Genomic DNA, 23,613 nt, shown 5'->3' on the forward strand with positions numbered 1-23,613 from the left:
CGCTCGGAACCTGTTATGGTTAGCAATCGATTGGGAGGACGTCCGCCACATGCTGAAATCGATCGATCCGATCCTGACCCCCGATTTGCTCTGGCTGCTCGCCGCGATGGGCCATGGCGACGACCTCGTGTTCGTCGACGCCAATCACCCCGCCACCCGGATCGCGCAGAGCACCTCGTCGCAGCGCCTGATCCAATTGCCGGGCATGACGATGGAAACTGCCATCCGAGCCATCATGTCGGTCTATCCGCTCGACGATTTCGATCCCGATCCGGTGCGTGTGATGATGCCGGTCGACGATCCCGACCGCGTGCCCGAGGTGCAGCGCGCGGTGCTCGCGGAGATCGCACGTGCCGCTGGCCGGCCGGTCACCCCGGCAAGCTCGCGCGTCCCGACTTCTATCGCGCGGCAGCGGCAGGCTTTGGCGTCGTGCAGGTCGGTGACAGCAGGGGCTATGGCTGCTTCCTGATCAGGAAGGGCGTGATCGGTTAGGAATATCATGAAGCATCCATCCTCACTGATCGTGTTCGGCGGCCTTCCAGGTACCGGTAAGACGACGATCGCTCGCGAACTCACCGCCAGGCTGGCGGCGACCTATCTTCGTATCGATGCGATCGAGCAGCCATTGCGGGACGCAGGGTTTCATCGTCGGCGCAGCCGGCTATGCCGTTGCCAACACGCTCGCCGCCGAAAACCTCAAGCTCGGGCGCATCGTCATCGCGGACTGCGTCAATCCCGTGCTGGCAAGCCGCGCCGGATGGCGGCAGACTGCCTTGCGAACCGGCGCAGGCATCGTCGAGATTGAACTGATTTGCAGCGAACCGGCGTTACACCGGCAGCGCTTGGAAAACCGGCTGCCCGACATTGACGGTCACAAGGTTCCAACCTGGGATGACGTCGTGAGCCTGACTTACGAGCCGTGGGATCGGGAGCACTTGGTGCTCGATACGGCCGAGAGTTCGCTCGATCATGTTCTGGACCGCGTTGAAGCGCATGTGCGCGACAAGATCGGCTACAGCAGAATGGCTTAAGGTTGAATCGATTGCCACGGGCTCGGTGCAACCTCTCCCGCTTGCGGGAGAGGTCGCGCCGAAGGCGCGGGTGAGGGCTTTCTCCTCTAGGGGGCTATCCCATTGCGGAAACACCCTCTCCCCAGCCCTCTCCCGCAAGCGGGAGAGGGAGTGCACCTCGCACTCGAATTTGAGTGGCCTTCTTTCATCCGCCTGTCTATCGTCGATTCATGTCTCGCCTTCTGTGTCTCTTCGTTGCTGTCGTCCTGTCGCTGCTGCCCGCCGTCGCACCCGCCGAGCCCGTGCAAAAGCGCCCCAAGCCGGTCTGGAAGGGCTACGGCTTTCTGCCGGGCTATCGGCAGCCGCTCAGCAACAGCATCCCGCTCTACAAGCAGAAAGACGCCATGCGCCGCCTGTCGCGCGCCGACCGGCGCCATTGGTACATCGATCCGGTTCCGCAATATTACCGCTGGGACGGCGAGTGGCACTATTTCGGCCGCCCCGGATTCAACGGCGGCCGCTACAACGGCGGCAGCTTTGGCCCGTGCTGGACGCGCACGCCGATCGGTCCGATCTGGAATTGCGGGTGAGGCGCTGACAGTCAGGGAAAGCTGCGGACGACCTCGATCAAGCCGACGATTGCGGCATTGAACGCATCGAGGTCCTCGGCCGGAATCCAATACTCCAGATGTGAGCGTCCGCCCGCTTCCTGCGCATCGTATTTTTCGATGAAGCTGCGCTTGATTGCAAAACGGGTCACGAAGCCCGATCCGCTCGCCGGGACATTCCAGTCCCGCGCGATCTTGATGGCGTAGTCTTCGGTCAGCACCGGATAGAAGATCGGCTGGTCGGGCAGGCGCGGCGGAAACGCGCGCATGCCGGATTGCTGGATCAATTCCAGCTCTTTTGGACCGACGGGCCGCTAGAGGGTGAGGGTGTCTTCGGTGGGGGACATGGGCGTGAGGTCCAAGATCGAGCGTCGTCGTCGCGAGCGCAGCGAAGCAATCCAGAATCCTCCGCGGAGACAGCCTGGATTGCTTCGCTGCGCTCGCAATGACGGTGTGGGGGGAGTGCGCGCCCCTTACGAAAAGAACGCGATCTTCTCGGCCTGGGTCATGCGGCGGATCGGGGCGAGGGGGTCGTTGGCCGATGCGCGGGGTTTTTGCAAGATGCCGCTGGCGAGGATGGTGGCGCCGAGCGAGGCGTCGGACATGGACGCGGGCAGGGGCGAGGGCATCGGCAGCGTCGCGGTCGGGGCTGCCGCCATTGATGCGGTAGCCGCCATGGCCGGCGCCTGCTGCTCCATCACCTCGGCGGCGGCTTCCGCGATGGCGTCGGTGAGGCGCGCGAGCGAGTCCAGCGCGATCGGCGCGTCCGCGGGCTCTTCGGCGATGGCTGCGAGGACAGGCTCAGCTGCGACCGGCTCCGGCTGTTCGGTGGCAATGGGCGCCACGACATCCGAGAGCGCCGGCTCCGGCGTCGCGGCTGCCATCTCCACCGGCTCGATGATCTCGTCGAAGTCGGGATCGGGCGCGGCCATCTCCATCGCGATGGCCTCGAGGATGGCTTCGTCCTCGGCCTCGGCTGCGGCGTCGAGTGCGAACTCCTCGCGTGCGAACTCCTCGCTTGCTTCCGTCAAGACCTCCGGCTGAGCGGCCGGCTCTTCAAACGCGACGGCTTCGAGCTCGGCATCATCAGGCGCGCCGTTTTCGAGCGCCGCGATTTCGGCAGGGATCTGGCTTTCGGCCGCGATCTCCTGTGCGGCAGCCGCGTCCATCGCCTGCCCGGCCATGGCGGCGGTTTCAGCGACGGCCGCTGCTTCGACGGCCGCATCGAGTTCCGGAGCTGCTGCGATCTCTTCGCGCGTCTCCGTAAAAGCCACGGGTGCATCGCCCGCCATCGCCGCCGTCTCGACGGGCGAGGCTGCTGCGACTGATGACGGCGCCTCCTGCGTCGGAGCCGGAGCGGCCTGTGGCGTTGCGTCGCCGTCGAGCTGCTCGACGCGGTCCTTCAGCAGATCGAACGCAGCCTTGAGCTCGATCCGGGGATCGAGAGTCGAGATCTGCCCGCAGGCGGCCTCGATCGAGGCGAGCTGCGAATCAATGAGGTCGCAGATTCGCCCGTCGGCGCCGATCTCGCGCCAGCGCCAGGAGATCTCCTTGATGATGCGCACCCCGCGCGGGATCGGCGCGAGACTCGCCTCGATCGCGCCGGGATCGAACGCGGCGAGCGCGATCGTCTCGGCCTCGCGGATGGCGCGGCGGATATCGACCAGCGCCTCGGGCAGGCGGTCTTCGACGACTGGTTGCCGCTGTGCCGCAAGGGTTTCCTCGATTTTGGCAACCGCATCCAGCACCATGCGCGTGTCGGCATTGCGGTTGCGCTTGGCATATTCGCCGAGGAACCAGCGGCCGCGCGCGGTCTCCATGAAGGCTTCGCGGATCGCGTCGTAATCCTGCTCGTTCGGCGCGGCCGCGCGGGCAGACATGGGCGAGAGGGCGAATGCTTCGTTGGCCATGACAATCTCGTCGCGCAAATCAGTGCGCGTTACTGTAACGATCACCACGATATCGACCGAATCGCAATTGGTTTGATGCAATCCGAATCACAAATCCCCATCGCGGCAGCGACGAAGCGGCGATTCGCCGTGAGCCTCGCCGTGTTCTATTCGGCCTTCTTTGCGGTTCTGGGCACGCATGTGCCGTTCTTCCCGGTCTGGCTGAAGGCGATCGGCATCGACGCTGTCTGGATCGGCATCATCGCCGCGCTGCCGGCGATCACGCGCTTCACCACGCTGCCGCAAGTGACCGCTTTTGCCGAAAAGCGGCAGGCCATTCGCGCCGCCATCATGGTGTCGGCGCTGGCCACCGCGATCGGATTTACGATGGTCGGCCTGCAGCAGCAGCCGCTGGCGCTGTTCCTGATCTATGCGCTGACCTGCATGGTGTGGACGCCGACGATGCCGCTGACCGATGCCTATGCGTTGCGCGGTGTCGCTCGCTACGGGCTCGATTACGGACCCCTGCGGCTGTGGGGGTCGGCGGCGTTTGCCGCCGGCTCGCTCGCCTGCGGCTATCTCGTCGACGTCGTCGCTCCGCGCGACCTGATCTGGGTCATCGTCGCCTGGGCCGTCGTCGCGGTCGCAGCCAGCCTGCTGCTGCAGCCGCTCGACGATCTCAGGCGGAGGACGCCGGAGCGGCATGCCGGCAAGCCGCTGCTGCGCGATGCAGACTTCTGGGCCGTGATCGGGTCGGCGGCGCTGATCCAGAGCAGCCACATCGCCTTCTACACCTTCTCGGCCATCAACTGGCAGCTGCAAGGCATCAGCGGGCTGACCATCGCGGTGCTGTGGACGCTCGGCATCATGGCAGAGATCGTCGTGTTCGCGCTGTCGCCGCGCTTCTCGCTGCAGCCGTCCACGCTGATGGCGATCGGCGGCGTGATCGCCGTGCTGCGCTGGATCGTCACCGCGAGCGAGCCGCCGCTCGTGCTGCTCGCGATCGCCCAGCTCGGCCACGGCTTCAGCTTCGGCCTGACCATCGTCGGCACCATGAACCTTTTGGTGCAGCGCGTGCCTTCGCATCAGATCGCGCGCGGGCAGGGCTATTACGCCGCCTGCAACGGGCTCCTGGGGGCGGCGACGTCGATCGCATCAGGCGCGATCTACGCCCGCATCGGCGACAATGTCTATTACGTCATGGCGGCGATGGCCGCTGCCGGTGCCATTCTGATCTGGTCGGCGCGGCATCGCCTCACGGCTCAGCCCCAGAGCGAAGCGTCCGGCGGGTAGACCAGGCTGCCGTCATAACGCAGGCCGTGGTCGCGGTCGCGCGCCAGCAGCAAGGGGCCGTCGAGATCGACGAAGCGCGCCTGCGGCGTCACCAGCATTGCAGGCGCCATCGACAGCGAGGTCGCGACCATGCAGCCGATCATGATCTCGAAGCCGAGCGCCCGGGCAGCATCGGCCATGGCCAGCGCCTCGGTGAGGCCGCCCGTCTTGTCGAGCTTGATGTTCACGGCGTCGTAGCGTTCGCGCAAGGGCGCAAGCGAAGAGCGGTCATGCACGCTCTCGTCGGCGCAGACGGCGAGGGGGCGCTTGATGCGCGCCAGCGCTTCGTCGCGGCCTGCCGGCAGCGGCTGCTCCACCAGGGTGACGCCCGAAGCGGCGCAGGCGGCGAGATTGGCCTCCAGATCGGCCTCGGTCCATGCCTCGTTGGCATCGACGATCAGCTCGGCCTCAGGGGCGGCCTTGCGCACGGCCGCGATGCGCTCCGGATCGCCGTCGCCGCCGAGCTTGATCTTGAGCAGCGGACGGTGCGCCGCTTTGGCGGTCGCGGCTGCCATGGCCTCTGGGGTCGCTAACGAGATCGTGTAAGCCGTGGTGCGCTCTTCCGGGGCCGGGCGGCCCAGCAGGTTCCAGGCGCGCAAGCCGGCCGCCTTGGCCTCGAGGTCGATCAGGGCGCAATCCAGGGCGTTGCGGGCCGCACCTGATGGCATTGCGGCCTGGAGGGTCTCTCGCGTCAGCCCGCCCGCGACGGCCTCCTGCATGGCCTGGATCGCAGCCAGCGTCGCCTCCGGCGTCTCGCCGTAGCGGGGATAGGGCACGCACTCGCCGCGTCCGGTCAGGCCGCCCCGGCTGACCTCCGCCACGACCGTGACGGCCTCGGTTTTGGCGCCCCGGCTGATGGTAAAGCTGCCGGCGATCGGGAAGCGCTCGATTCGCGTCGCCAGAGCTGCAAATTTCATGGAAGTCATTTTGAACTCTGGCGAAATCTGAACCTGCTAGTTACCTCTAGCAACTAACATTAACCCTTGGGGATACCTTCTCTGGGTAAGGGCGCGTGCGCAACCATCTGATTTTCTCCGCCCCGGCGCGGGAGCGGACATGAGTGGCGATCCGAAGCTGGAACGGATTGCCAAGGGCAACGCCCTGGCACTGTGCGCCACCGGCACCTGGACCGCGAGCTTTGCGCCGGTCCTGGAGCGGATGGTCGCCGACGCCGAGAAGCTTGCAGACACCCCGCAAAGCATCTTCATCGACGTCTCCGAGGTCGCCAAGCTCGACACGTTCGGCGCCTGGCTGATCGAGCGGCTGCGCCGCAGCCTGACCAAGGGACCTGTCGAGGCCCAGATCGCGGGGCTCTCCGCCAATTATTCCAGCCTCGTGGACGAGGTGCGGCGGGTCAGGGGGGCGGCGGTGGTCGACAGCGACCCGATCACCATCTCCGGCATGCTGGAGCAGATCGGCCGGACCGTGGCCGGCGTCGCCGGTACGGTGGCAAGCCTCGTCGACATGCTGGGCGCCGTGCTCGCGGCGTGGTTTCGCGTCCTGATTCATCCGCGCTCGTTCCGCCTGACCTCGACCGTGCATCACATGGAGCAGGTCTGCTGGCGCGCGGTGCCGATCATCGTGCTGATCACCTTCCTGATCGGCTGCATCATCGCGCAGCAGGGCATTTTCCATTTCCGCCGCTTCGGCGCCGACATCTTCGTCGTCGACATGCTCGGCGTGCTGGTGCTGCGCGAGATCGGCGTGCTGCTGGTCGCGATCATGGTCGCGGGCCGTTCGGGCAGCGCCTACACCGCAGAACTCGGCTCGATGAAGATGCGCGAGGAGATCGACGCGTTGCGCACCATGGGGTTCGATCCGATCGAGGTCCTGGTGCTGCCGCGCATGATGGCGCTGGTGCTGGCGCTGCCGATCCTCGCATTCCTCGGCGCCATGGCTGCGCTCTATGGCGGCGGTCTGGTGGCCTGGCTCTATGGCGGCGTTCAGCCCGAGGCCTTCCTGCTGCGCCTGCGCGACGCCATCTCGATCGACCATTTCATCGTCGGCATCGTCAAGGCGCCGGTGATGGCCGCCGTGATCGGCATCGTCGCCTGCGTCGAAGGGCTCGCCGTGCAGGGCAGCGCGGAATCGCTGGGTCAGCACACCACCGCGTCGGTGGTGAAGGGCATCTTCTTCGTCATCGTCATGGACGGCATCTTCGCCATCTTCTTCGCCTCGATCGGGATGTGACGATGGCAGGCGAGATTCAGGATCCGATCATCCGCGTCCGCGACATCACCGTGCAGTTCGGCGCCACGCGCGTGCTGGACGGGCTCAACCTCGACGTCAAGCGCGGCGAGATTTTGGGATTTGTCGGCCCCTCGGGCGCGGGCAAGTCGGTGCTGACGCGCACCATCATCGGCCTGGTGCCGAAGGTCGCGGGCTCAATCGAAGTGTTCGGCGTTGACCTCGATTCCTCGAGCGCGTCGCAACGGCGCAATGTCGAGCGGCGCTGGGGCGTCCTGTTCCAGCAGGGCGCGCTGTTCTCCTCGCTGACCGTGCGGCAGAACATCCAGTTTCCGATGCGCGAATATCTGCGCGTCTCGCAGCGGCTGATGGACGAGATCACCATGGCCAAGCTCACCATGGTCGGCCTCAAGCCCGAGGTCGCCGAGCGTTTCCCGTCCGAACTCTCCGGCGGCATGATCAAGCGCGTGGCGCTGGCGCGTGCGCTGTCGCTCGATCCCGACCTCGTCTTCCTGGACGAGCCGACCTCCGGCCTCGATCCGATCGGCGCGGGCGACTTCGACGAGCTGGTTCGGACCCTGCAGCGCACTTTGGGGCTGACGGTTTTCATGGTAACCCACGACCTCGACAGCCTATACACAGCATGTGACCGCATCGCCGTTTTAGGGAACGGTAAGATCATTGCGGCAGGGTCGATCGCCGACATGCAGGCCTCGCAGCATCCCTGGCTGAGGCAGTATTTTCATGGCAAGCGCGCCCGCGCGGTCATGGGTTGAGAGCTGGGTTGAGTAGCCGGAGCACCTGATGGAAACGCGGGCGAACTACATTTTGATCGGCTCGTTCACGCTGGCGGTGATCGCCGCCGCGATCGGCTTCGTGCTGTGGTTTCAGTCGCTGCACACGACCAAGCAGCGCAGCCCCTTGCGCGTCGTGTTCGAGGGCCCGGCGGCGGGCCTGCGCAACGGCGGCAGCGTCAATTTCAACGGTATCAGGGTGGGCGAGGTGGTCTCGGTGAAGCTGGACAACCCGCGGCGGGTTGTCGCACTCGCCATGATCGAGAATAACGCCCCGATCCGCAAGGACACCCTGGTCGGCCTCGAATTCCAGGGTCTCACCGGCGTTGCGGCGATCTCGCTGAAGGGCGGCGAGGAGGCCGCGCCGGCTCCGCCGCTCGACCAGGACGGCATCCCGACGCTCACGGCCGACCCCAACAAGCTCCAGGATGTCACCGAGGCGATCCGCGCCACGCTGCAGAACGTCAACAAGATCGTCGCCGACAATCAGGAATCGGTGAAGAACTCGCTGAAGAACCTCGAGACCTTTACCAACTCGCTGGCGCGCAATTCCGAAAAGATCGACGCCGTGATGGCCAAGGTCGACGGCGTCATGCTCAAGGCCGACAGTCTCATGCTCGGCCTCAACACCTTGGCCGGCGGCAAGGATGGCGGCGAGCTGTTCCAGGCGGTGAAGTCGATCCGCGAGCTCGCCGAAGATTTCGACAAGCGCTCGGGTGCATTGATGGCCGACGGCCGCCGCACCCTCGGCGACATCAGCCGCGCCGTGAACAATTTCGATCGCAACCCGACCCGCGTCCTGTTCGGCGCCAGCAATTCGTCGCAGCCTGCCCCGCCGCCGGAGCCGCCGAAGCCGGCGGCAGCGCCGAGGCGGTAGGCGGTAGGAAAGCGCGAATGGGGAGTGGCGAATAGCGAGTAACGTATACAGCCTTCCTCACGGATCGATTCCAAACAAAAACGGAGCCCGCGAGGGCTCCGTTTTCATTCGCTATTCGCTATTCGCTATTCGCAATTCGCGAGCTTCCGCTCACCCCAGCCGGCCCGCCGCATGCGCGAGCAGGGTGTACACCAGGCCCGTCTCCGAGATCAGGTGGCTGCGCAGCTCCTGCGGGCCGCGGCCGTCGCGGGCGACTTCGTCGAGCAGGCGCTCGAACTCGGCGACGTAGCGGTCGACCGTGCCCTTGAAGTTGCGGTCGGCGCGGTACTTGCGGGCGACCTCGTCGAAGGCCTTCTGGCCGGCGGGCGTGTACAGGCGCTTGGTGAAGGCCTTGTTCTCGCCGCGCTGATAGCGGTCCCACATCTCGGCGGCGAGGTTGCGGTCCATCAGCCGGCCGATGTCAAGCGACAGCGATTCCAGCGGATTGCTGCTTGCCTGCGGCGCCTGCGGCTGCGGCGCCGGTGCGGCGCGGCCGCGCGGAGCCTGACCGGCCGGCGCGCCCTGGTTGGCGTCGGTGCGGTTGAGCAGGTCCGACAGCCAGCCGTCACGGCCCTGGTCGCTGCCACCGGGGGCGACCGGCGGCGCTTCGGTGCGGCGCGCGGCCGGCATGCCGAGGTCCGGCGGCGGCAGCGTCGAGGCGCTGCCGATGTCGCGCATGCGGGTGTCGGGAGCGCGGCCGCCGACGGCGGCCAGCACCGGCTCTTCCTGGCGCTGCACGCTGGCGCGGCCCGCCGTGGTGACGTCGAGCCCGCGGCCGTGCTGGGCCACGATGCGGTTGAGCTCGGCGAGCGCCTCGATCTGGTCGACGATCACCTTGCGCATCTGCGCCGTGCTCTCGGCGGCCTCCTGCGGCATCTCGAGCACGCCGCGGCGCAGCTCGTTGCGCGTGGCTTCGAGCTCGTTGTGCATCTCGAAAGCCATCTGCTTCATGCTGGCGACGAGGTTGGTGAACTTCTCGGTCGACTGCTTGAACATCGTATCCGCCTCGTCGGTGGTCTGGCGGTAGATGTCGTGCATGGCCTCGATGGTCTGCCGGTGCTCCTCTTCGGAGGCCGCGCGCACCGCCTCGAACTGGCGGGTGATCGCGGCCGAGCCGGCGCCGGCGGTCTCGGCGACGACGCGGGCGATGTCGCGGGCGCGCTCCTCGGCCGCGGCAAGCGATTCATCGAGCAGGCCGGTGAAGCGCGACAGCCGCTGGTCGAGATCGGCCGTGCGCAGGTCGATCGTGGTGACGAGCGATTCCAGCGCCTGCTTGCGCTCGGCGAGCGAGGCGGTGGTGTTCCTGTTGCTCTGCTCGACGACCTGCGCGGCCTCGACCAGCGCCTGGCCGTGCTTGTCGAACTGGACCGACAGCTCGCCGAGATCCTGCAGCGCCTTCGTGGTCTTGCTGTTGAAGACGTTGAGCTGCTCTTCCAGGTTCTGCGTCGCCGTGCCGTTGCGCGAGGTGACGTCGTTCATCGCCGAGACGAAGTCGGCAACGCGGGTCACCAGCGCCCGCTCGAGCGAGTTGAGGTTGTCGTGCGCACCGGTCAGCACCTCCTGGAGCAGGATGTTGCCTTCGCGCAGGCGCTCGAACAGGGCGACCGTGTCGGTGCGCAGGATCTTGCTGGTCTCCTGCATCTCCGTGACGGCCGCGATCGAGACCTGGCGCGACTGGTCGATCGCCGAACGCGAGGCCTGCTCGAGGTCCTTGAGCGACTTGCCGACGGCGCTGGTGGCGACCTCGCTCGCCGCGTTGATGGTGCGGGCGACTTCCGAGCCGTTGCCCATCATGGTCTGCGAGAAGGCCTGGCCGCGCGTCTCGATCGACTTCAGCGCGTCGGAGGTGACGCGGTCGATGTCGAGCGTGAGCTGGCTGGTCTTCGAGCCAATCGCGTCGACCAGTGCGCCGCGCTTGGCGTCGATCATGTTCGACAGGCGGTCGGCCTGCTGCTGCACGTAGGTGACGATCTCGTCGGTCTTGCCGGTCATGGCCTGACCGAAGCTGGAGCTGGCGGCGAGCACCGAGCGCTCGACGTCGGCCGAGCTCGACTTGACGCGCGAGCTCGCCTCGTTGGAGGCGGAGATCAGCGCGTTCTGGGCGTTGAGCGCGCTGGTCTGGATGTCGTTGGTCGCGTTGGCGGCGGCTGCGCTCAGCGTGCGCTCGATCTCGGTCGAGATCGTGCGGATCTGGCTCGCGGCGTCGGCCGAGGTAGAGGTCAGCGAGATCTGGGCTTCACGCGCGCTGTTGAGGATGGTCGAGGCGGTGTCGGCGCCGACCGCGGTCAGCGTGCGCTCGATGTCCGTCGTCAGCGACTTGATCTGGCCCGCCGCATCGGTCGAGGCGGAGATCAGCGTGCCCTGGGCCTCGCGCACGCCGCTGGTGAGCGCCTCGATGGTGGCGCCGCCGGCTGTCGCCAGCGCGCGCTGCATCTCGGCCGCGAGCGAACGGACCTGGCTGGTTTGTTCTGCGGAGACAGCAAGAAGGGTGCTCTGGGCGTCGCGGGCGCTGGTGGTGATCGTCTCGGCGGTGGTCTGGCCGACCTGAGAGAGCGAGCGATGCACTTCGGCTGCGAGCGACTTGACCTGGCTCGCCGCGTCCGAGGACGCCGTCACCAGCGTGCTCTGGGCCTCGCGGGCGCCGCTCATGATGGTCTCGGCCGTCGAGGTGCCCGCCATCGTCAGCGAGCGCTGCACGTCCGAGGACAGCGCCTTGATCTGGTTTGCGGTCTCGGTCGAGGCCGCGATCAGCGTGCTCTGCGCATCGCGGGCGCCGGCGGTGATCGACTCCGCCGTGGCGGTGCCGGCCATCGACAGCGAGCGCTGCACGTCGGCGGTGAGCGTCTTGACCTGGCTCGCCGCATCCGAGGACGCGGTGACGAGGGTGGTCTGCACCTCGCGGGCGCCGGCCAGGATCGAGGCCGCGGTGGCGGAGCCCGCCGCCGACAGCGTGCGCTCGACGTCGGCCGCGAGCCCCTTGATCTGGGTGGAGGCTTCGCCCGAGGCCGCGACCAGCGTCGACTGCGCTTCGCGCGCGCTGGTCAGGATCGAGTTCGCCGCACCGGTGCCGACTGCGGTCAGCGCCTGCTCGACCTCGGCCGAGGTCATCTTGAGCTGGGCGTTGACATCGGAGGAGACCGTCAGCAGCGACTGCTGGGCGGTGCGCGCGCCGGTCTGGATGGTCTCGCTGGTGTTGACGACGAGGTTGGTGAGCGAGCGCTCGGCGTCCTCGACATGCGAGCGGATCGCGGTCGAGATCATCTCGGCGCGGGACATCATGTCCTCGCTGGCCTGGCGTCCGCTGCTTTCGATGCGGCCGGCCACGGCCTCGACGCGGGAGCCGAGCAGATCCTCGAACTGAGCCACGCGCACGTCGATGTCGCTGGCGACCGAGCCGACCTTGGTCTCGATGGCCTGCTGGATCTCCTGGAAGCGTGCCGTGACCGTGTCGGTCAGATGCGTGCTGCGGCCGTCGATGATCTCGGTGACGCCGGTGATGCGGCGGTCGACCGCCTCGATCGCCTGCGCGGTGCCGTCGGTGAGCGTGGAGGTCAGCAGCGTCAGACGCGTGTCGATCGACTGCACGGCCTGCGATGCGCCGTTGGTCACGGCGGTGGTCAGGTAGGTGAGGCGGGAGTCGATGGATTCGAGCGCCTGCGTCGCGCCACCCGTGAGCGTGGTCGTGAGGTGGGTCAGGCGGGTGTCGATCGACTGGATGGTCTGCGATGCGCCGTCGGTCAGCGAGCTCGTGAGGTGGTTGAGGCGCGCATCGATGGTTTCAATGGCCTGCGAGGCACCGTCGGTGAGCGAGCTCGTGAGGTGATTGAGCCGTGCATCGATTGTTTCGATGGCCTGCGACGCCCCGCCGGTCAGCGACGTCGTGAGGTAGGTGAGGCGGGAGTCGATAGACTGGATCGCCTGCGCGGCACCGTCGCTCAGCGACGTCGCCAGCGTGTTGATGCGTCCGTCGATGGTCTCGGTCATCGACTTCGCGCGGCTGTCGAACGACAGCTCGAGCGCGGCGACGCGGCCGACGAGCTGCTCGTCGAAGGTCCTGATGTGGCCTTGGATGGTGCCGTCGAGGCTGGCGATCTTGCCGTTCAGCGAGGCGTCGATATTGCCGACGCGTTCGCCGATCGTGGTCTCGAACTGCACGAGGCGCTGGTCGAGCACCGCCGTGATCTGGCCGCCGTTCGACGTGAAGCGGGTGTCGAAATCGTCGACATAGGTCTTCAGTGTCTCGGCGATGTCCTGCGTGCGCTGGCCCATGCGCTCGACGATCTCGCCGCCGAAGGTCTTCACGGTGCGGTCGAATTCGGAGATGTGGCGGGTGATCAGCGCGCCCAGCGTGCCGGAATCGCGGGCGAACTTCTCGACCAGCTCGGTGCCCTGGTTCCGCACCAGCTCGTCGAACGCGCTCATCTGCAGCGACAGCGAATCGTGCGCGGTCTCGGTCTGGCTGACGACCTTGGCGACCAGGGCGTTGACGGTGGCGTCGAGCGCTTCGCTGGCCTTGTCGCCGCTCGTCATGATCTGGCCGGCGAGGCGGTTGCCGGCGTCGTCGATCTTGGCGGAGATGTCGTTGGAACGCAGCTCGAGCTCGAGCAGCAGCGAGTCCGATGAGTTCTTCAAGGAATCGTGCACCTGCTCGGTACGCTCGGAGATGCCGTCGACGATCGCGGCGGAACGCTGCTCGAACTCGCCGGTGATGCGGTCGATGCGCTCGTTCAGCATCTCGTGGACGCGGTCGGCGAGGTCGACGAACTCGTCGTGGACGTGGCCGGTCTTGAAGTTGAGGCTCGTGGTCAGCCGCTCGCTGGCGTCGAGCACGGCGCGCGTGGTCTCGTTGCTGGCCTCCTCGAGACGGTCGAGCAGGTCGCCGCCGCGCTCGCCGAGCGCCAGGATCATGTTGTCGCCGGCATTGCTCAGCGCCTGGGTGATGTGGGCGCCGCGCTCTTCCAGAGCGCCGGTGATGGACTTGGCGACCTCGTCGACGCGGGAGGCGATCGCGTCCGAGATCAGCGCGATGTCGTGGCGCAGGTCGATCTGCACGCCGGAAATGGCGCTGCGAACCTGCTCGGCTTGGCCGACCAGGTTGTCGCGCTGATGCGCGATGTCCTGGAGCAAAGCGCGGATGCGCACCTCGTTGTCGGAATAGGCGCGTTCGAGCGCGGCGACCTCATTGGCGACCAGCGTCTCGAGCTCACCGGCGCGCGCGATCGCACGCTCGATGCCGTCGCCCATCGCCGCGACCTCGCGGCGGATGGCCTGGCCGACGGTGACCATGGAATCGGAGGCCGAGCCTTCCGGCTCGGAGAAGCGGATCGCGACCTGCGCCATCGCCTGCGCGATCATGCGCATTTCCTGGCCGCGCCAGACGAGGCTCGCGAGGAAGTAGAACAGCATGACCGGCGCGAAGAACATCGCGACAAGGCCAGCGATCACGAGCACGCCGCCGCTCTGGCCCATGGCGGCCTGGATCGAGGGCAGGAAGCCGACGGTCAGCGCGGCGCAGGCGGCGAGCCAGATGCCGGCGAAGATGGTGGCGAAGGTGTAGACGCTGCGGGCAGGGCGGCCCTTCTGCAGCGCCTGGAGCAGCTGGCCGATGGTCTCGCGATCGTCGTTGGCGGCGCGGCGCGCGGTGCGCGGCTCCTCGACCGGGTCGAACACGGTCGAGCGCTCGTTGGCGGCGGGGCGCGGCTCGAAGCTCGGCTCGTCGAAGACCGGAGGCGCGGCCGGCGGCACCGGGGGCGCCGTTTCGTTGCGCATTGCGGCGTTGCGGCTGGTATCGGCCGCGGTGTCGCTGATGTTCAGAGCTTCCTGGATTGCAGAAAGCGCAACTTCTGTAGGGTCTTTGACCTTTTTCGGAGTGTTCGCCATGTTCAGTCCGAGCCCTCGTTACTTGTACGCGTCCCCCCGCGAGCCCTGCGCGCGACGCAAGCCCACAGACCGGATCATGCCGCTTGCGCGGATCTCCGAGCCGTCCCCACCCGGACGGCTTGTCCGCCAATTTCTGCAACATCCTATTGGCAGAGCGTCGCGAATGAAATGCCCGCAATTAAGACATTCTTAATCATCGTTAACAGGATCGCGCCGTAACGCCTTAGCAATCAACGCAATTCTCAACCAGACTCGGCCAATTGCGGCAACTTTTCGTCAATAAACCGGCGGATCTGCGTCAAATCCCCCAAACATTTCGTTAACCATTTCCATGCTTGGGTGAGGGGAATCTGACCGCCGGACCGGCGGCCGTCGCGCGAAGCCGGGGCCTGCGCCATGACGCCTGAACTGCAAGGGATGGACTGGATGCCTTCGCCCCCGCTTGCGCCCATCGACAGCCCGCTCGACCTCGATCACCTCTCTCGAATGACGCTCGGCGACGCTGAGCTGGAGCAGGAAGTGCTGGCCATGTTCGCGGAGCAGGCGGCCCGTCTGCTCGCGGCGATGACCGCATTGCCGGCCGAGACCGGCGCTCTCGCGCACAAGCTCAAGGGCTCGGCGCGCGGGATCGGCGCCTTCGCGGTGGCCGATGCCGCTGCCAGCCTGGAGACTGCGATCCGGACCGGCCATGGCCGGCCCCACGCCTTCGCCGCGCTGAAAGAGGCGGTGGCCGAGGCCCGCGCTGCCATCGCGGCGATGCTGAAGCGTTGAGCCGAGGCGGCCGGAGCTGGGCTCTAGTCGCTTGTTTTGACGCGTTTTCTTCCCGCAAAGCGGGAATCATTTGGCTTCAAAACGCTATGGCGCCGGGCTGACCGACCCGTTATAGGACAGCCGGGACCCTCCTTCATTCAAAGCACCGCGGCAGCACGAGCACACATGGCCAAGATTCACTTTGTCGACCACAAGGGCGAAACCCGCACGGTGGAAATCGAGAACGGCGCAACCGTGATGGAAGCTGCGATCCGCAACAGCATTCCCGGCATCGAGGCCGAATGCGGCGGCGCCTGCGCCTGCGCAACCTGCCATGTCTATGTCGACGAAGCCTGGCGCGAGAAGGTCGGCAGCCCGACGCCGATGGAAGAGGACATGCTCGACTTCGGCTTCGACGTGCGCCCGAATTCGCGCCTGTCTTGCCAGATCAAGGTCTCCGACGAGCTCGACGGCCTCGTCGTGGCGACGCCCGAGCGCCAGGCCTGATCCGTCTCCAAGCAGACTGTCCAAGTCGACTAAAGCGCGATGCGATTAGGATGAATCGTCATCGCGCTTTAGGTTATTGTTTGAGCATGATCTTTTCGGAAAACCGCTACACACTTTTCCGGATCATGCTCTAAATGCTCGGCGGCGCGACCTCGATGCCGCGCTTGTGCCAGGGTCTGAGCTTCTCGATCACCTCTGCGGTCAGCGGCGCCGGTCGGCGCGTCGCCTCGTCGAGCAGGACGCCGACCGACATCGCCGACGCAATGCACGTGCCGTTCGAGAACACGACCTGCTCGAATGTCACCGACGTTCGCCCGAGCTTGACCACGCCGAGGCCGAGCTCGATCGAGCCGGGCCAGTGCAGCTCGGCGCGAAAATGCATGTCGAGCCGCACCATGATCCAGGCGAGCCCCGGCGGGGTCAGCCCGTATTCGGGAAGCTTCATCAGCGTGACACGGCCGGTCTCGAAATATGTGGCATAGACCGCGTTGTTGACGTGCTGGTTCGGGTCTAGGTCGCCGAACCGGACGTTGTCGCTGAGGCGAAACGGAAAGTCCTCAAGGCGCGGGGTCGTGTCGAGGCGGGCTGGCGCGTTCACCGATTGATCTCCGTCATATCCATTCTCGTTACAGCCCAGTTATTTTGCCCCGGCAAGTGGGCGCGGCTGCGGGGCGATCCCGCTTTTATGCCTTTCCTGTTCCATCCCCGTTGGCTAGACAGGCAGGGTCACCTCTGCCCAACGGGCGCCGTCCAACCGATAACGATCGATAAAGAGACGACATGAGCGACGTGATCAAAACCGATGTGCTGATTATTGGGGCCGGGCCGTGTGGTCTGTTCGCCGCCTTCGAACTCGGCCTTCTCGACATGAAGGCGCATTTCGTCGACATCCTCGACAAGGTCGGCGGCCAGTGCGCCGAGCTCTATCCGGAAAAGCCGATTTACGACATTCCCGGCGTTCCCCAGGTTTCGGGGCAGGGGCTGACCGACGCGCTGATGGAGCAGATCAAGCCGTTTCATCCGACCTTCCATCTCGGCGAGATGGTCGAGACCGTGGAGAAGATCGGCGATCCCTTGTTTCGCTGCACCACGGATGCCGGCAAGGTGTTCGAATGCAAGGTGGTGGTGATCGCGGCCGGCGGCGGCTCGTTCCAGCCCAAGCGCCCGCCGGTACCGGGTATCGAGGCCTATGAAGGCACCTCGGTGCATTACGCCGTGCGCAAGATGGAGACGTTCCGCGACAAGAGCGTGCTGATCGTCGGCGGCGGCGATTCCGCGCTCGACTGGACGCTCAATCTGCATCCGATTGCGAAGCGCATCACACTGCTGCATCGGCGCGACGAGTTTCGCGCCGCGCCCCATAGTGTCGAGCAGATGCGCGCGCTGGTTGCCGGCGGCAAGATGGATCTGCGGCTCGGCCAGGTCACCGCGCTCTCCGGCGCTGACGGAAAGCTCACCGGCGCGACCGTCAAGGGCAACGACAACAGCGTCACCGAAATCGCTTGCGACACCATGCTGCCGTTCTTCGGGCTGACCATGAAGCTCGGCCCGGTCGCGAATTGGGGCATCGCGCTGGAGAACAATCTGGTGCCGGTGGAGACGTCCGCGTTCGAGACCAATGTGCCGGGCATCTTCGCGATCGGCGACATCAACACCTATCCCGGCAAGATCAAGTTGATCCTGTGCGGCTTCCACGAGGGCGCGCTGATGTCGCAAAAAGCCCATCGTTATGTCTATCCGGAGAAGCGGCTCGTGTTCCAGTACACGACCTCGTCCTCCAGCCTGCAAAAGAAGCTCGGTGTCAACTGACGGAAGCGTTCGGGGCGGCGATGCCCCATGTTTCTGGTGCTGGAACCGTTCGTGAAATCGCCGTAGTCTGCGGCCATTCCGGTCATAGGCTTGGCCAGGTTTTTGGCTTAGCACAGTTTGGCTCTGCGAAGTCTTGGCTCAGCAAAGGTGATTGGCTCAGCAAGGTGATCATAATGCGGACTCTCGTTTCCAGCTTTCGGCTGCCCTCCTTCCTGGCGCTCGCATTGTCGCTCGCGATCGTGACGCCGTGCGCGGCGCAGACCGCCGAGCCCACGGCGGCGGGCCTCTGGCAGAAGGTCGAAGACGGCAGGACGGTCGGATGGTTCCTCTTCGTCGATCGCAACGGCGTCTTCGAAGGTGTGATCGCCAAGACCTTCCCGCGGCCAACCGACGACCCGAATGAGGTCTGCTCCAAGTGCACCGACGATCGCAAGAACGCTCGGGTGCTCGGCATCTCCTTCGTCCGCGACATGAAGCGCGAAGGATTGAAGTACGAGGGCGGCAACGTGCTCAATCCGCGCGACGGCCAGATCTGGAAGGCCAACATGCGGGTCAGCCCCGACGGTCAGACCCTGACGTTGCGCGGCTATCTCGGCATCGCGCTGCTCGGCAAGGACGAGACCTGGACGCGCCTGCCCGATGCCAACATCGCGCAGGTCGATCCGGCCATCGTCGCAAAATACTTGCCCGCGCAGGCTGCAGCCGCCAAGCAACCGGCGCCCGCGGCGAAGAAGGGCGGCGCGATGATGGCGCCGGCAAAGCAGTAAGGGCGCAAGCCGCGCGCTGCGCGGTCTCAATGGCCCTAGCGCAGGGTCTCCAGCCTGTGCGGCCACCTTCGCCGAAGGGCGAACGTGCCTCGGGCGCCCTCCAGTAGTTCCCCGGAATGCGCGCTGGCGCTGGATTTGCATAGCTGTCGGCAAAGCTGCTGGGGGAGCGAGTCGCCGTCTCCACGCCTGCCGCGCACCATGCGGAAGGCGGACGGCAGCGTTTGCCCCGCGGTGATCACTTCGACCGCGGAGACCACATGAAACGTGCAAGACAGTGTGCCGCCGTGCTGCTGGGGCTGGCGGTTCTGACGCATGCGGCGCTGGCGCGCGACGACGGCCGCTTCGCCAACTCGCCCCTGAAACCCTGGTTCGAGAGTCTGCGTAGCGAGTTCGGGCAATGCTGCTCGGATGCCGACGGCTACGTCATCGCCGACGTCGATTGGGAGTCCGATCGCGGTCGCTACCGCGTGCGCATCGACGACGAGTGGGTCGTGGTGCCCGACGGCGCCGTGATCACCGTGCCGAACAAGATCGGCCGCACCATGGTGTGGAAGCACTATATCGACGGCCATCCGCGCGTGCGCTGCTTCATGCCGGGCAGCATGACGTAGAGGCGCGTGGCCATTCCGGCCGGCGCGGAGCGCCGAACCGGAGCGACAACGCCAAGCTTAGCGCGCCTGGTTGTTCGAACCCGCGCTCGCGAGCTGCTTGATCCGCGGCGACAGTACGGACACCTGCACGGGCGAGGCCGGCATGCCGGCGACGATCATTGCGGGGCTAGCAGACTGCTCCTGGACGCCGGCGCCGCCGAGCACCTGCACTTGCGTTGTCGTGATCGGAAACGACGTCACTTCATAGGAGGGAAGTTCGCTGGCGAACGCGGCGGCCGAGCTCGCAATCATGGCGCTGGCAACGGCAATCATCGAGAGAACACGCATGGGAGAATCTCCGTGGAAGATGTCAATCGGAGGTTTGGTCGCCGCGATGGCAGAACAGGTTCGCCCGTGCGCGAACATTCCCGTTGTCTTCGGCGCAGATATTGATTGCGTGATGCGAAGGGACGAAACGCGGAAGACGTTTTCCGCGCCAATGTTTCCGGACGGTTTCGCGAAAAGCGCCGATGCGCCCGCTCAATGCTCTTGCAGATCGAACTGCGCAGATCTCGCCGGCGCGGCGGCCGCGGCAAAGCGCAGGCGCATCGTCGTACCGTAGCCGGGCGCGGAAGCGACGACCAGCTCCCCGCCATGCGCCGCCATGATCTCGCGGACGATCGACAGGCCGAGACCGGCGCCTGCACCTGCGGCGTTGCCGGTCTGAAACGGCTCGGTCAGCCTGTGTTCGGCGCCGTCGGGCAGGCCCGCGCCATCATCGTGAATAGCCACGCCATCGCAGCCGATCGTGGCGACGATGCGCCGCGCGCCATGGGCGTGGATGAGCGCCTTGCCGACGAGATTGGCAAGTGCACTTCGGATCGCAGCGTCTACGCCCTGCACCACGAAGGGACCTCTTCCCTCGTGCTCGAGCGCAAGCTCGATGCCGGCGTCCAGCGCCGACGGGCTGAAATCGGCCAGCACGTCCAGCGTGATCTGGGCAAGATCGATCGGCCGCTTCTCGATCGCATGATTTTGCAATCGCGCCAGGTCCAGCATCGCGGAGACCAGCGAGGTCAGCCGGCGGACGTCGCGCACCAGCTCGGCCTTCAGGGCCGGCTCGGGCACGTCCTCGATCTTGGCGCGCAGCAGCGTCAGCGGCGTGCGAAGCTGATGGGCGGCATTGCCGAGGAAGCGGCGCTGCATCCTGATATAGGCGTCGATCTCGCCGAAAGCGCGGTTCAGCGCCTCGACCAGCGGCTTCAACTCGCGAGGGACCTCGGACAGCGATATCAAACCTTGCGGCGCCGAGGGGTCGATCGCGAGCGCGCGACGCGCCACCCGCTCGATGCTACGAGAGACGAAACGTGCGGCAAGCGCTGAACCGATGGCGACGGTCGCGGCAAAGGCCAGCGCCACCAAGGCGATCGAAAAGACCCTGCGGAGGAGAAAAGTCCTTGCAATCCGGCCAAAGCGAACCTGAGGCTCGCCGACCATCATCGCGAGCCGCAACGGGCCCCGTTGTACGGCGGAAAGACAGAAGGTGCTCTTCTGGTCGAGCGTGCTGAAAACGGACGAGCCGATGGGCCCGTGGTAGGGCAGCACGAAGGGAAGGGGAGGCCGGTGTTCGCTGCCGTACTCGCTGAGCAGGTCGCCCGCGGACACCACGTACCAGAGGTTTGGGCTGTCCAGCTTCAATTCCTCGAGCGCAGGAGTCGAGCGTATTATCAGTCTTTGCCCTTCGATCACCGTCGCGCGATCGAGAACGGCCGCTACGACCTGGCACGCCCTGAACTCGCGCTCCTCCGTCGGGTAACGCCATATGAAGAGGCCAAGCATGATCAGGAAGATCGTGGTGGCGGCGATACCGAGCGAGAACGCAAAGGTTCGGGCGATTGACTTCATCGCGGCGTTGCCAGCCGCAGGATGTAGCCGATGCCCCGCATGCTGCGGATCTCGACGTCGCCGCCGAGTTCGGCCAGTTTCTTGCGCAAGCGCGAGACCTGCGCCTCGAGCGTGTTGGACTCGATCTCGTCGTCGAAGCCGTAGATCTCCTCGATCAGGGCGGCGCGGGTGATGACGCGGTCGCGCCGCATCAGCAGCGCCCCCAGGATCAGCGCCTCGCGCCGGCGCAGCAGGATCCTGGTGTCGGCGACTACCGCCTCGTTGCTGCCGAGGTGCAACTCGACGTTGCCGAGCGACAGCACCGATGGGGCCAGCAGCCGAGGCCGGCGCAGCACCGCGCGCACGCGCGCAAGCAGCTCCTGCGGCTCGAACGGCTTGCCGAGATAATCGTCGGCCCCGCCATTGAGCCCTTCGACGACATCCTCCTTGGCGTCCTTGGACGTCAGCATGATGATTGCGGGCCGCTCCGCCGATTGGCTCAGCGCCGTGACCACCTGGAGCGCATCTCCGTCGGGTAGCATCCGGTCGACGATCGCCAGATCATACTTGAAATTGTTCAGTGCCTGGCGGGCATCGGCGATCGAGCCGACGAGGTCGACGATGCCGTGCAATTGCCCGAGCAGCCGGCTGACATAGGCGCCGATCTGTGGTTCGTCTTCGATCACGAGGGAGCGCACGCGGGTCGTCCTTGACTCTGCTGGGGCAACAAAACCCTGACCGTGACGCTCCCTGGCCGAATTCTGGCGCTTCGGCTCGTGCGCGAGGGTTCCCATAAAGGCGGCGAGCTTGGCGAATAAAAGGCAGGACCGAGTGAGTTCGCGGGTATGGCTCGTCACGTTTTTGAGGGCGTGATCGCGGCGGTGCAATGTGGGGGCAATGTTGATCCGGCGGGCGTGCCTGCCAGCGGCGGACATGGCCCTGGGGAGCATCCGATCGCACCTTGCAATCTTGGGGCAATTTTGCCGGACCAGATGCTGTGGCTCCTAACCACAACAGTCGACTCGGCCTGCAAAGGCCGGTCCGGGGCCCCGCAATGAATGATTTCGAAGAAGCCGCTCTCCGCCTCACGGCGATTGTGCGGCGGACGACCGCCTGTCTCGCCGCACTCGGTGCGATCATGGCGACTGCGCCATCAGTCTCGGCGCAGACCGCCTTCACGCTGCCAGCGCCGCCATTGGAGCTGCCGATGCTGCCCTCGCCGTCGGGCAACTGGACCGTCATGGTCGGCATCGGCGGCGAATACAAGCCCGAGTTCGTCGGATCGAACAACGGAAGGTTTGCTCCGGTCCCGATCTTCTCCATCCGCCGCGCCGGATCAGTCGACCAGTTTCGCGGACCGCGCGACAGCACCAGCATCGCGCTGCTCGACATCGGCCATTTTCGCGCCGGCCCCGCGTTCAAATACGTCGCCTCAAGGAAGGCCGACAAATATGCCGAGCTGACCGGCCTTGGCAATGTCGACGCCGCCTATGAGCTCGGCGGCTTCGTGGAGTATTATCCGGTCGACTGGCTGCGCCTGCGCAGCGAGTTGCGCCAGGGCATGGGCGGCCATACCGGCACCGTCGCGGATGTATCTGCCGACGTCATCGTGCCGCTGATTCAAAGGCTGACGATCTCGGCCGGCCCGCGCTTCACCTGGAAGAGCACCAATGCCACTGCGCCGTATTTCGGCGTCGATGCCGTGCAGGCGCTGGCATCGGGGCTTCCAAGATACGATGCCAGAGGCGGTGCGCACTCGGTCGGTTTCGGCAGCCAGATCTCCTACCGCATCAACCCGCAGTGGGAGGTCCACGCCTATGTCGAGTACCAGAAGCTGCTCGGCGATGTCGCGGACAGCCCGCTGGTGAAGCTGCGGGGATCCTCGAACCAGACCACCGTCGGTCTCGGTGCGTCCTATTCATTCGATTTCAGGATCCGATAGACCATGCGCGGTAAGATCATCCTAACTCTCGCTTGCGCGATCGCTAGCGTCGCGCTCGGCGCTGCCGCGGCGTTCGAGACGCGTGCCAGCCGGCTCCAGGCGATCAAGACCGTCGGCATCATCTCGGCGATCGGCGAGGAGATCAGCCTGACGCGAGCCGGCCTGACCGGGCTCGACAACGCCGCGCAGACCGCCTCGATCGGCGCATGGGGGCTGGACGAGCTGATCGTCCAGCAGGCGACGAAGCTGCTGAGCGGACGGTTTCATGTGCAGCCGGTGAGCTACCGGCGCGCGGCCTTCGCCGCAATCAGGGATTCGGCGGTCGCGCCGGTCAATCTGCTGCGGAGCGACCCGTTCAAGGAGCTGGTTCGCAGCGATGTCACGCCGCAGGGACTGGACGCATATATCGTCATCACCCGGGCGAGATCGAAGCTTGGAAACGGCCGCAACGTCGAGGGCGTCGGGTTCGCCGAATATCGGACGCTGCTTGCGGATTACGGACTGATCCACGCCTTGTACGAGGTTCGCATCATCGAGGGCAAGTCGTTCGACGTGATCGAGAAGAGGGCGGCCGCGCCGCTCGACAACACTGGAACGGTACGGATCGCCGGCCCGAGCGGACCGATCGAAGCGACGTTCGAGGACGCGGGTTCGAGCGAACGGCTGCGTGCGGCGATCGCGAACCTCATCGTCCGAAGCCTGCCGCTCACGCTGGGCGACATGCACTTGATCGAGGGACAGTGACGGT

22 protein-coding genes and 1 pseudogene are annotated in these 23,613 nt (G+C 66.0%); 15 read left to right on the plus strand and 8 right to left on the minus strand.

The genetic code is table 11. The features are described 5' to 3' along the window. Positions 1-49: 49 nt before the first annotated feature. From I6F37_RS20735 to I6F37_RS20750, 4 genes and pseudogenes are all read left to right on the plus strand, one after another. Positions 50-492 (plus strand): annotated as a pseudogene (locus tag I6F37_RS20735) (RbsD/FucU family protein). A gap of 7 nt (positions 493-499) precedes the next feature. Continuing rightward, a complete protein-coding gene (locus tag I6F37_RS45935) occupies positions 500-805 on the plus strand; it encodes an AAA family ATPase (protein WP_225152486.1) in 306 nt (101 codons plus the stop codon). Continuing rightward, positions 774-1,031 carry a hypothetical protein gene (locus I6F37_RS45940; protein WP_225152488.1) on the plus strand — a complete coding sequence of 86 codons (258 nt, stop codon included), beginning with the start codon at positions 774-776 and terminating at the stop codon, positions 1,029-1,031. Before I6F37_RS45935 ends, I6F37_RS45940 begins: the two co-directional genes overlap by 32 nt. Positions 1,032-1,240: 209 nt before the next feature. Further along, positions 1,241-1,600, plus strand: a complete 360-nt coding sequence (locus I6F37_RS20750) for a hypothetical protein (RefSeq protein ID WP_036044570.1) — start codon at positions 1,241-1,243, stop codon at positions 1,598-1,600. 11 nt (positions 1,601-1,611) lie between these two features. On the opposite strand, the gene I6F37_RS20755 is transcribed toward I6F37_RS20750, so the two are convergent. Together I6F37_RS20755 and I6F37_RS20760 are read right to left on the minus strand one after the other, a co-directional pair. Next, positions 1,612-1,911 carry a hypothetical protein gene (locus I6F37_RS20755; protein ID WP_225152528.1) on the minus strand — a complete coding sequence of 100 codons (300 nt, stop codon included), beginning with the start codon at positions 1,909-1,911 and terminating at the stop codon, positions 1,612-1,614. Positions 1,912-2,091: 180 nt separating this feature from the next. Then, positions 2,092-3,528: a hypothetical protein gene (locus I6F37_RS20760; protein WP_225152489.1), complete on the minus strand. Its 1,437-nt coding sequence runs from the start codon at positions 3,526-3,528 to the stop codon at positions 2,092-2,094. 75 nt (positions 3,529-3,603) lie between these two features. Between I6F37_RS20760 and I6F37_RS20765 the strand changes: the two genes are divergently transcribed. Then, positions 3,604-4,800, plus strand: a complete 1,197-nt coding sequence (locus I6F37_RS20765; RefSeq protein WP_225152490.1) for an MFS transporter — start codon at positions 3,604-3,606, stop codon at positions 4,798-4,800. On the opposite strand, the gene dgcA is transcribed toward I6F37_RS20765, so the two are convergent. Next, positions 4,770-5,765 (minus strand): N-acetyl-D-Glu racemase DgcA, encoded by a 996-nt coding sequence (dgcA, locus tag I6F37_RS20770; RefSeq protein WP_225152491.1) that lies wholly within the window; start codon positions 5,763-5,765, stop codon positions 4,770-4,772. The two genes, I6F37_RS20765 and dgcA, sit on opposite strands and share 31 nt — an antisense overlap. Before the next feature lie 130 nt (positions 5,766-5,895). On the opposite strand from dgcA, the gene I6F37_RS20775 reads away from it, so the two are divergent. The 3 genes from I6F37_RS20775 to I6F37_RS20785 are packed head-to-tail and all read left to right on the plus strand — an operon-like array spanning position 5,896 to position 8,697. Continuing rightward, positions 5,896-7,029 carry an ABC transporter permease gene (locus tag I6F37_RS20775; protein WP_225152493.1) on the plus strand — a complete coding sequence of 378 codons (1,134 nt, stop codon included), beginning with the start codon at positions 5,896-5,898 and terminating at the stop codon, positions 7,027-7,029. Between the two features lie 2 nt (positions 7,030-7,031). Then, positions 7,032-7,802 carry an ABC transporter ATP-binding protein gene (locus I6F37_RS20780; RefSeq protein ID WP_036044529.1) on the plus strand — a complete coding sequence of 257 codons (771 nt, stop codon included), beginning with the start codon at positions 7,032-7,034 and terminating at the stop codon, positions 7,800-7,802. A 28-nt stretch (positions 7,803-7,830) separates the two neighbouring features. Beyond that, positions 7,831-8,697 (plus strand): MlaD family protein, encoded by an 867-nt coding sequence (locus I6F37_RS20785; protein WP_225152495.1) that lies wholly within the window; start codon positions 7,831-7,833, stop codon positions 8,695-8,697. Between the two features lie 150 nt (positions 8,698-8,847). On the opposite strand, the gene I6F37_RS20790 is transcribed toward I6F37_RS20785, so the two are convergent. Continuing rightward, on the minus strand, positions 8,848-14,616 hold the full coding sequence (locus I6F37_RS20790; protein WP_225152497.1) for an apolipoprotein A1/A4/E family protein: 5,769 nt from the start codon (positions 14,614-14,616) through the stop codon (positions 8,848-8,850). A gap of 396 nt (positions 14,617-15,012) precedes the next feature. On the opposite strand from I6F37_RS20790, the gene I6F37_RS20795 reads away from it, so the two are divergent. Together I6F37_RS20795 and I6F37_RS20800 are read left to right on the plus strand one after the other, a co-directional pair. Next, positions 15,013-15,387, plus strand: coding sequence for an Hpt domain-containing protein (locus I6F37_RS20795; protein WP_109143156.1), 375 nt, complete (start codon positions 15,013-15,015; stop codon positions 15,385-15,387). A gap of 165 nt (positions 15,388-15,552) precedes the next feature. Then, entirely contained in the window at positions 15,553-15,873 is a 321-nt protein-coding gene (locus I6F37_RS20800; protein WP_008143731.1) for a 2Fe-2S iron-sulfur cluster-binding protein, read from the plus strand. A gap of 130 nt (positions 15,874-16,003) precedes the next feature. On the opposite strand, the gene I6F37_RS20805 is transcribed toward I6F37_RS20800, so the two are convergent. Continuing rightward, a complete protein-coding gene (locus tag I6F37_RS20805; RefSeq protein ID WP_109143157.1) occupies positions 16,004-16,471 on the minus strand; it encodes a thioesterase family protein in 468 nt (155 codons plus the stop codon). A gap of 182 nt (positions 16,472-16,653) precedes the next feature. Here I6F37_RS20805 and I6F37_RS20810 point away from each other — a divergent pair, with 182 nt between their 5' ends. The 3 genes from I6F37_RS20810 to I6F37_RS20820 all read left to right on the plus strand — a co-directional run bounded on the left by I6F37_RS20810 (position 16,654) and on the right by I6F37_RS20820 (position 19,060). Continuing rightward, positions 16,654-17,682, plus strand: coding sequence for an NAD(P)/FAD-dependent oxidoreductase (locus tag I6F37_RS20810; protein WP_109143158.1), 1,029 nt, complete (start codon positions 16,654-16,656; stop codon positions 17,680-17,682). 173 nt (positions 17,683-17,855) lie between these two features. Next, positions 17,856-18,449: a DUF2147 domain-containing protein gene (locus tag I6F37_RS20815; RefSeq protein ID WP_036015584.1), complete on the plus strand. Its 594-nt coding sequence runs from the start codon at positions 17,856-17,858 to the stop codon at positions 18,447-18,449. Between the two features lie 257 nt (positions 18,450-18,706). Further along, positions 18,707-19,060 (plus strand): hypothetical protein, encoded by a 354-nt coding sequence (locus tag I6F37_RS20820; RefSeq protein WP_225152498.1) that lies wholly within the window; start codon positions 18,707-18,709, stop codon positions 19,058-19,060. 57 nt (positions 19,061-19,117) lie between these two features. Here I6F37_RS20820 and I6F37_RS20825 read toward each other — a convergent pair whose 3' ends face one another. The 3 genes from I6F37_RS20825 to I6F37_RS20835 all read right to left on the minus strand — a co-directional run bounded on the left by I6F37_RS20825 (position 19,118) and on the right by I6F37_RS20835 (position 21,621). Continuing rightward, positions 19,118-19,387, minus strand: a complete 270-nt coding sequence (locus tag I6F37_RS20825) for a hypothetical protein (RefSeq protein ID WP_225152499.1) — start codon at positions 19,385-19,387, stop codon at positions 19,118-19,120. Between the two features lie 192 nt (positions 19,388-19,579). After that, on the minus strand, positions 19,580-20,944 hold the full coding sequence (locus I6F37_RS20830; protein ID WP_225152501.1) for a cell wall metabolism sensor histidine kinase WalK: 1,365 nt from the start codon (positions 20,942-20,944) through the stop codon (positions 19,580-19,582). Then, complete coding sequence (locus I6F37_RS20835) at positions 20,941-21,621, minus strand: response regulator transcription factor (protein WP_036015597.1); 681 nt, start codon at positions 21,619-21,621, stop codon at positions 20,941-20,943. Before I6F37_RS20835 ends, I6F37_RS20830 begins: the two co-directional genes overlap by 4 nt. A 356-nt stretch (positions 21,622-21,977) precedes the next feature. Between I6F37_RS20835 and I6F37_RS20840 the strand changes: the two genes are divergently transcribed. Both I6F37_RS20840 and I6F37_RS20845 read left to right on the plus strand, forming a co-directional pair. Further along, a complete protein-coding gene (locus tag I6F37_RS20840) occupies positions 21,978-22,865 on the plus strand; it encodes a MipA/OmpV family protein (protein ID WP_225114190.1) in 888 nt (295 codons plus the stop codon). A 3-nt stretch (positions 22,866-22,868) separates the two neighbouring features. After that, a complete protein-coding gene (locus I6F37_RS20845) occupies positions 22,869-23,609 on the plus strand; it encodes a hypothetical protein (protein WP_225114191.1) in 741 nt (246 codons plus the stop codon). The last annotated feature ends 4 nt before the right edge of the window (positions 23,610-23,613 follow it).

The organism is Bradyrhizobium sp. NBAIM08, assembly GCF_020193935.1.
Classification (GTDB): domain Bacteria; phylum Pseudomonadota; class Alphaproteobacteria; order Rhizobiales; family Xanthobacteraceae; genus Bradyrhizobium; species Bradyrhizobium yuanmingense.

Coding starts and splice junctions, on each gene's coding strand:
- I6F37_RS45935 (WP_225152486.1), top strand. CDS start 500: ATGAAGCATCCATCCTCACTGATCGTGTTCGGCGGCCTTCCAGGTACC.
- I6F37_RS20750 (WP_036044570.1), top strand. CDS start 1,241: ATGTCTCGCCTTCTGTGTCTCTTCGTTGCTGTCGTCCTGTCGCTGCTG.
- I6F37_RS20760 (WP_225152489.1), bottom strand. CDS start 3,528: ATGGCCAACGAAGCATTCGCCCTCTCGCCCATGTCTGCCCGCGCGGCC.
- I6F37_RS20765 (WP_225152490.1), top strand. CDS start 3,604: ATGCAATCCGAATCACAAATCCCCATCGCGGCAGCGACGAAGCGGCGA.
- dgcA (WP_225152491.1), bottom strand. CDS start 5,765: ATGACTTCCATGAAATTTGCAGCTCTGGCGACGCGAATCGAGCGCTTC.
- I6F37_RS20775 (WP_225152493.1), top strand. CDS start 5,896: ATGAGTGGCGATCCGAAGCTGGAACGGATTGCCAAGGGCAACGCCCTG.
- I6F37_RS20780 (WP_036044529.1), top strand. CDS start 7,032: ATGGCAGGCGAGATTCAGGATCCGATCATCCGCGTCCGCGACATCACC.
- I6F37_RS20785 (WP_225152495.1), top strand. CDS start 7,831: ATGGAAACGCGGGCGAACTACATTTTGATCGGCTCGTTCACGCTGGCG.
- I6F37_RS20790 (WP_225152497.1), bottom strand. CDS start 14,616: ATGGCGAACACTCCGAAAAAGGTCAAAGACCCTACAGAAGTTGCGCTT.
- I6F37_RS20795 (WP_109143156.1), top strand. CDS start 15,013: ATGACGCCTGAACTGCAAGGGATGGACTGGATGCCTTCGCCCCCGCTT.
- I6F37_RS20800 (WP_008143731.1), top strand. CDS start 15,553: ATGGCCAAGATTCACTTTGTCGACCACAAGGGCGAAACCCGCACGGTG.
- I6F37_RS20810 (WP_109143158.1), top strand. CDS start 16,654: ATGAGCGACGTGATCAAAACCGATGTGCTGATTATTGGGGCCGGGCCG.
- I6F37_RS20815 (WP_036015584.1), top strand. CDS start 17,856: ATGCGGACTCTCGTTTCCAGCTTTCGGCTGCCCTCCTTCCTGGCGCTC.
- I6F37_RS20820 (WP_225152498.1), top strand. CDS start 18,707: ATGAAACGTGCAAGACAGTGTGCCGCCGTGCTGCTGGGGCTGGCGGTT.
- I6F37_RS20825 (WP_225152499.1), bottom strand. CDS start 19,387: ATGCGTGTTCTCTCGATGATTGCCGTTGCCAGCGCCATGATTGCGAGC.
- I6F37_RS20830 (WP_225152501.1), bottom strand. CDS start 20,944: ATGAAGTCAATCGCCCGAACCTTTGCGTTCTCGCTCGGTATCGCCGCC.
- I6F37_RS20840 (WP_225114190.1), top strand. CDS start 21,978: ATGAATGATTTCGAAGAAGCCGCTCTCCGCCTCACGGCGATTGTGCGG.
- I6F37_RS20845 (WP_225114191.1), top strand. CDS start 22,869: ATGCGCGGTAAGATCATCCTAACTCTCGCTTGCGCGATCGCTAGCGTC.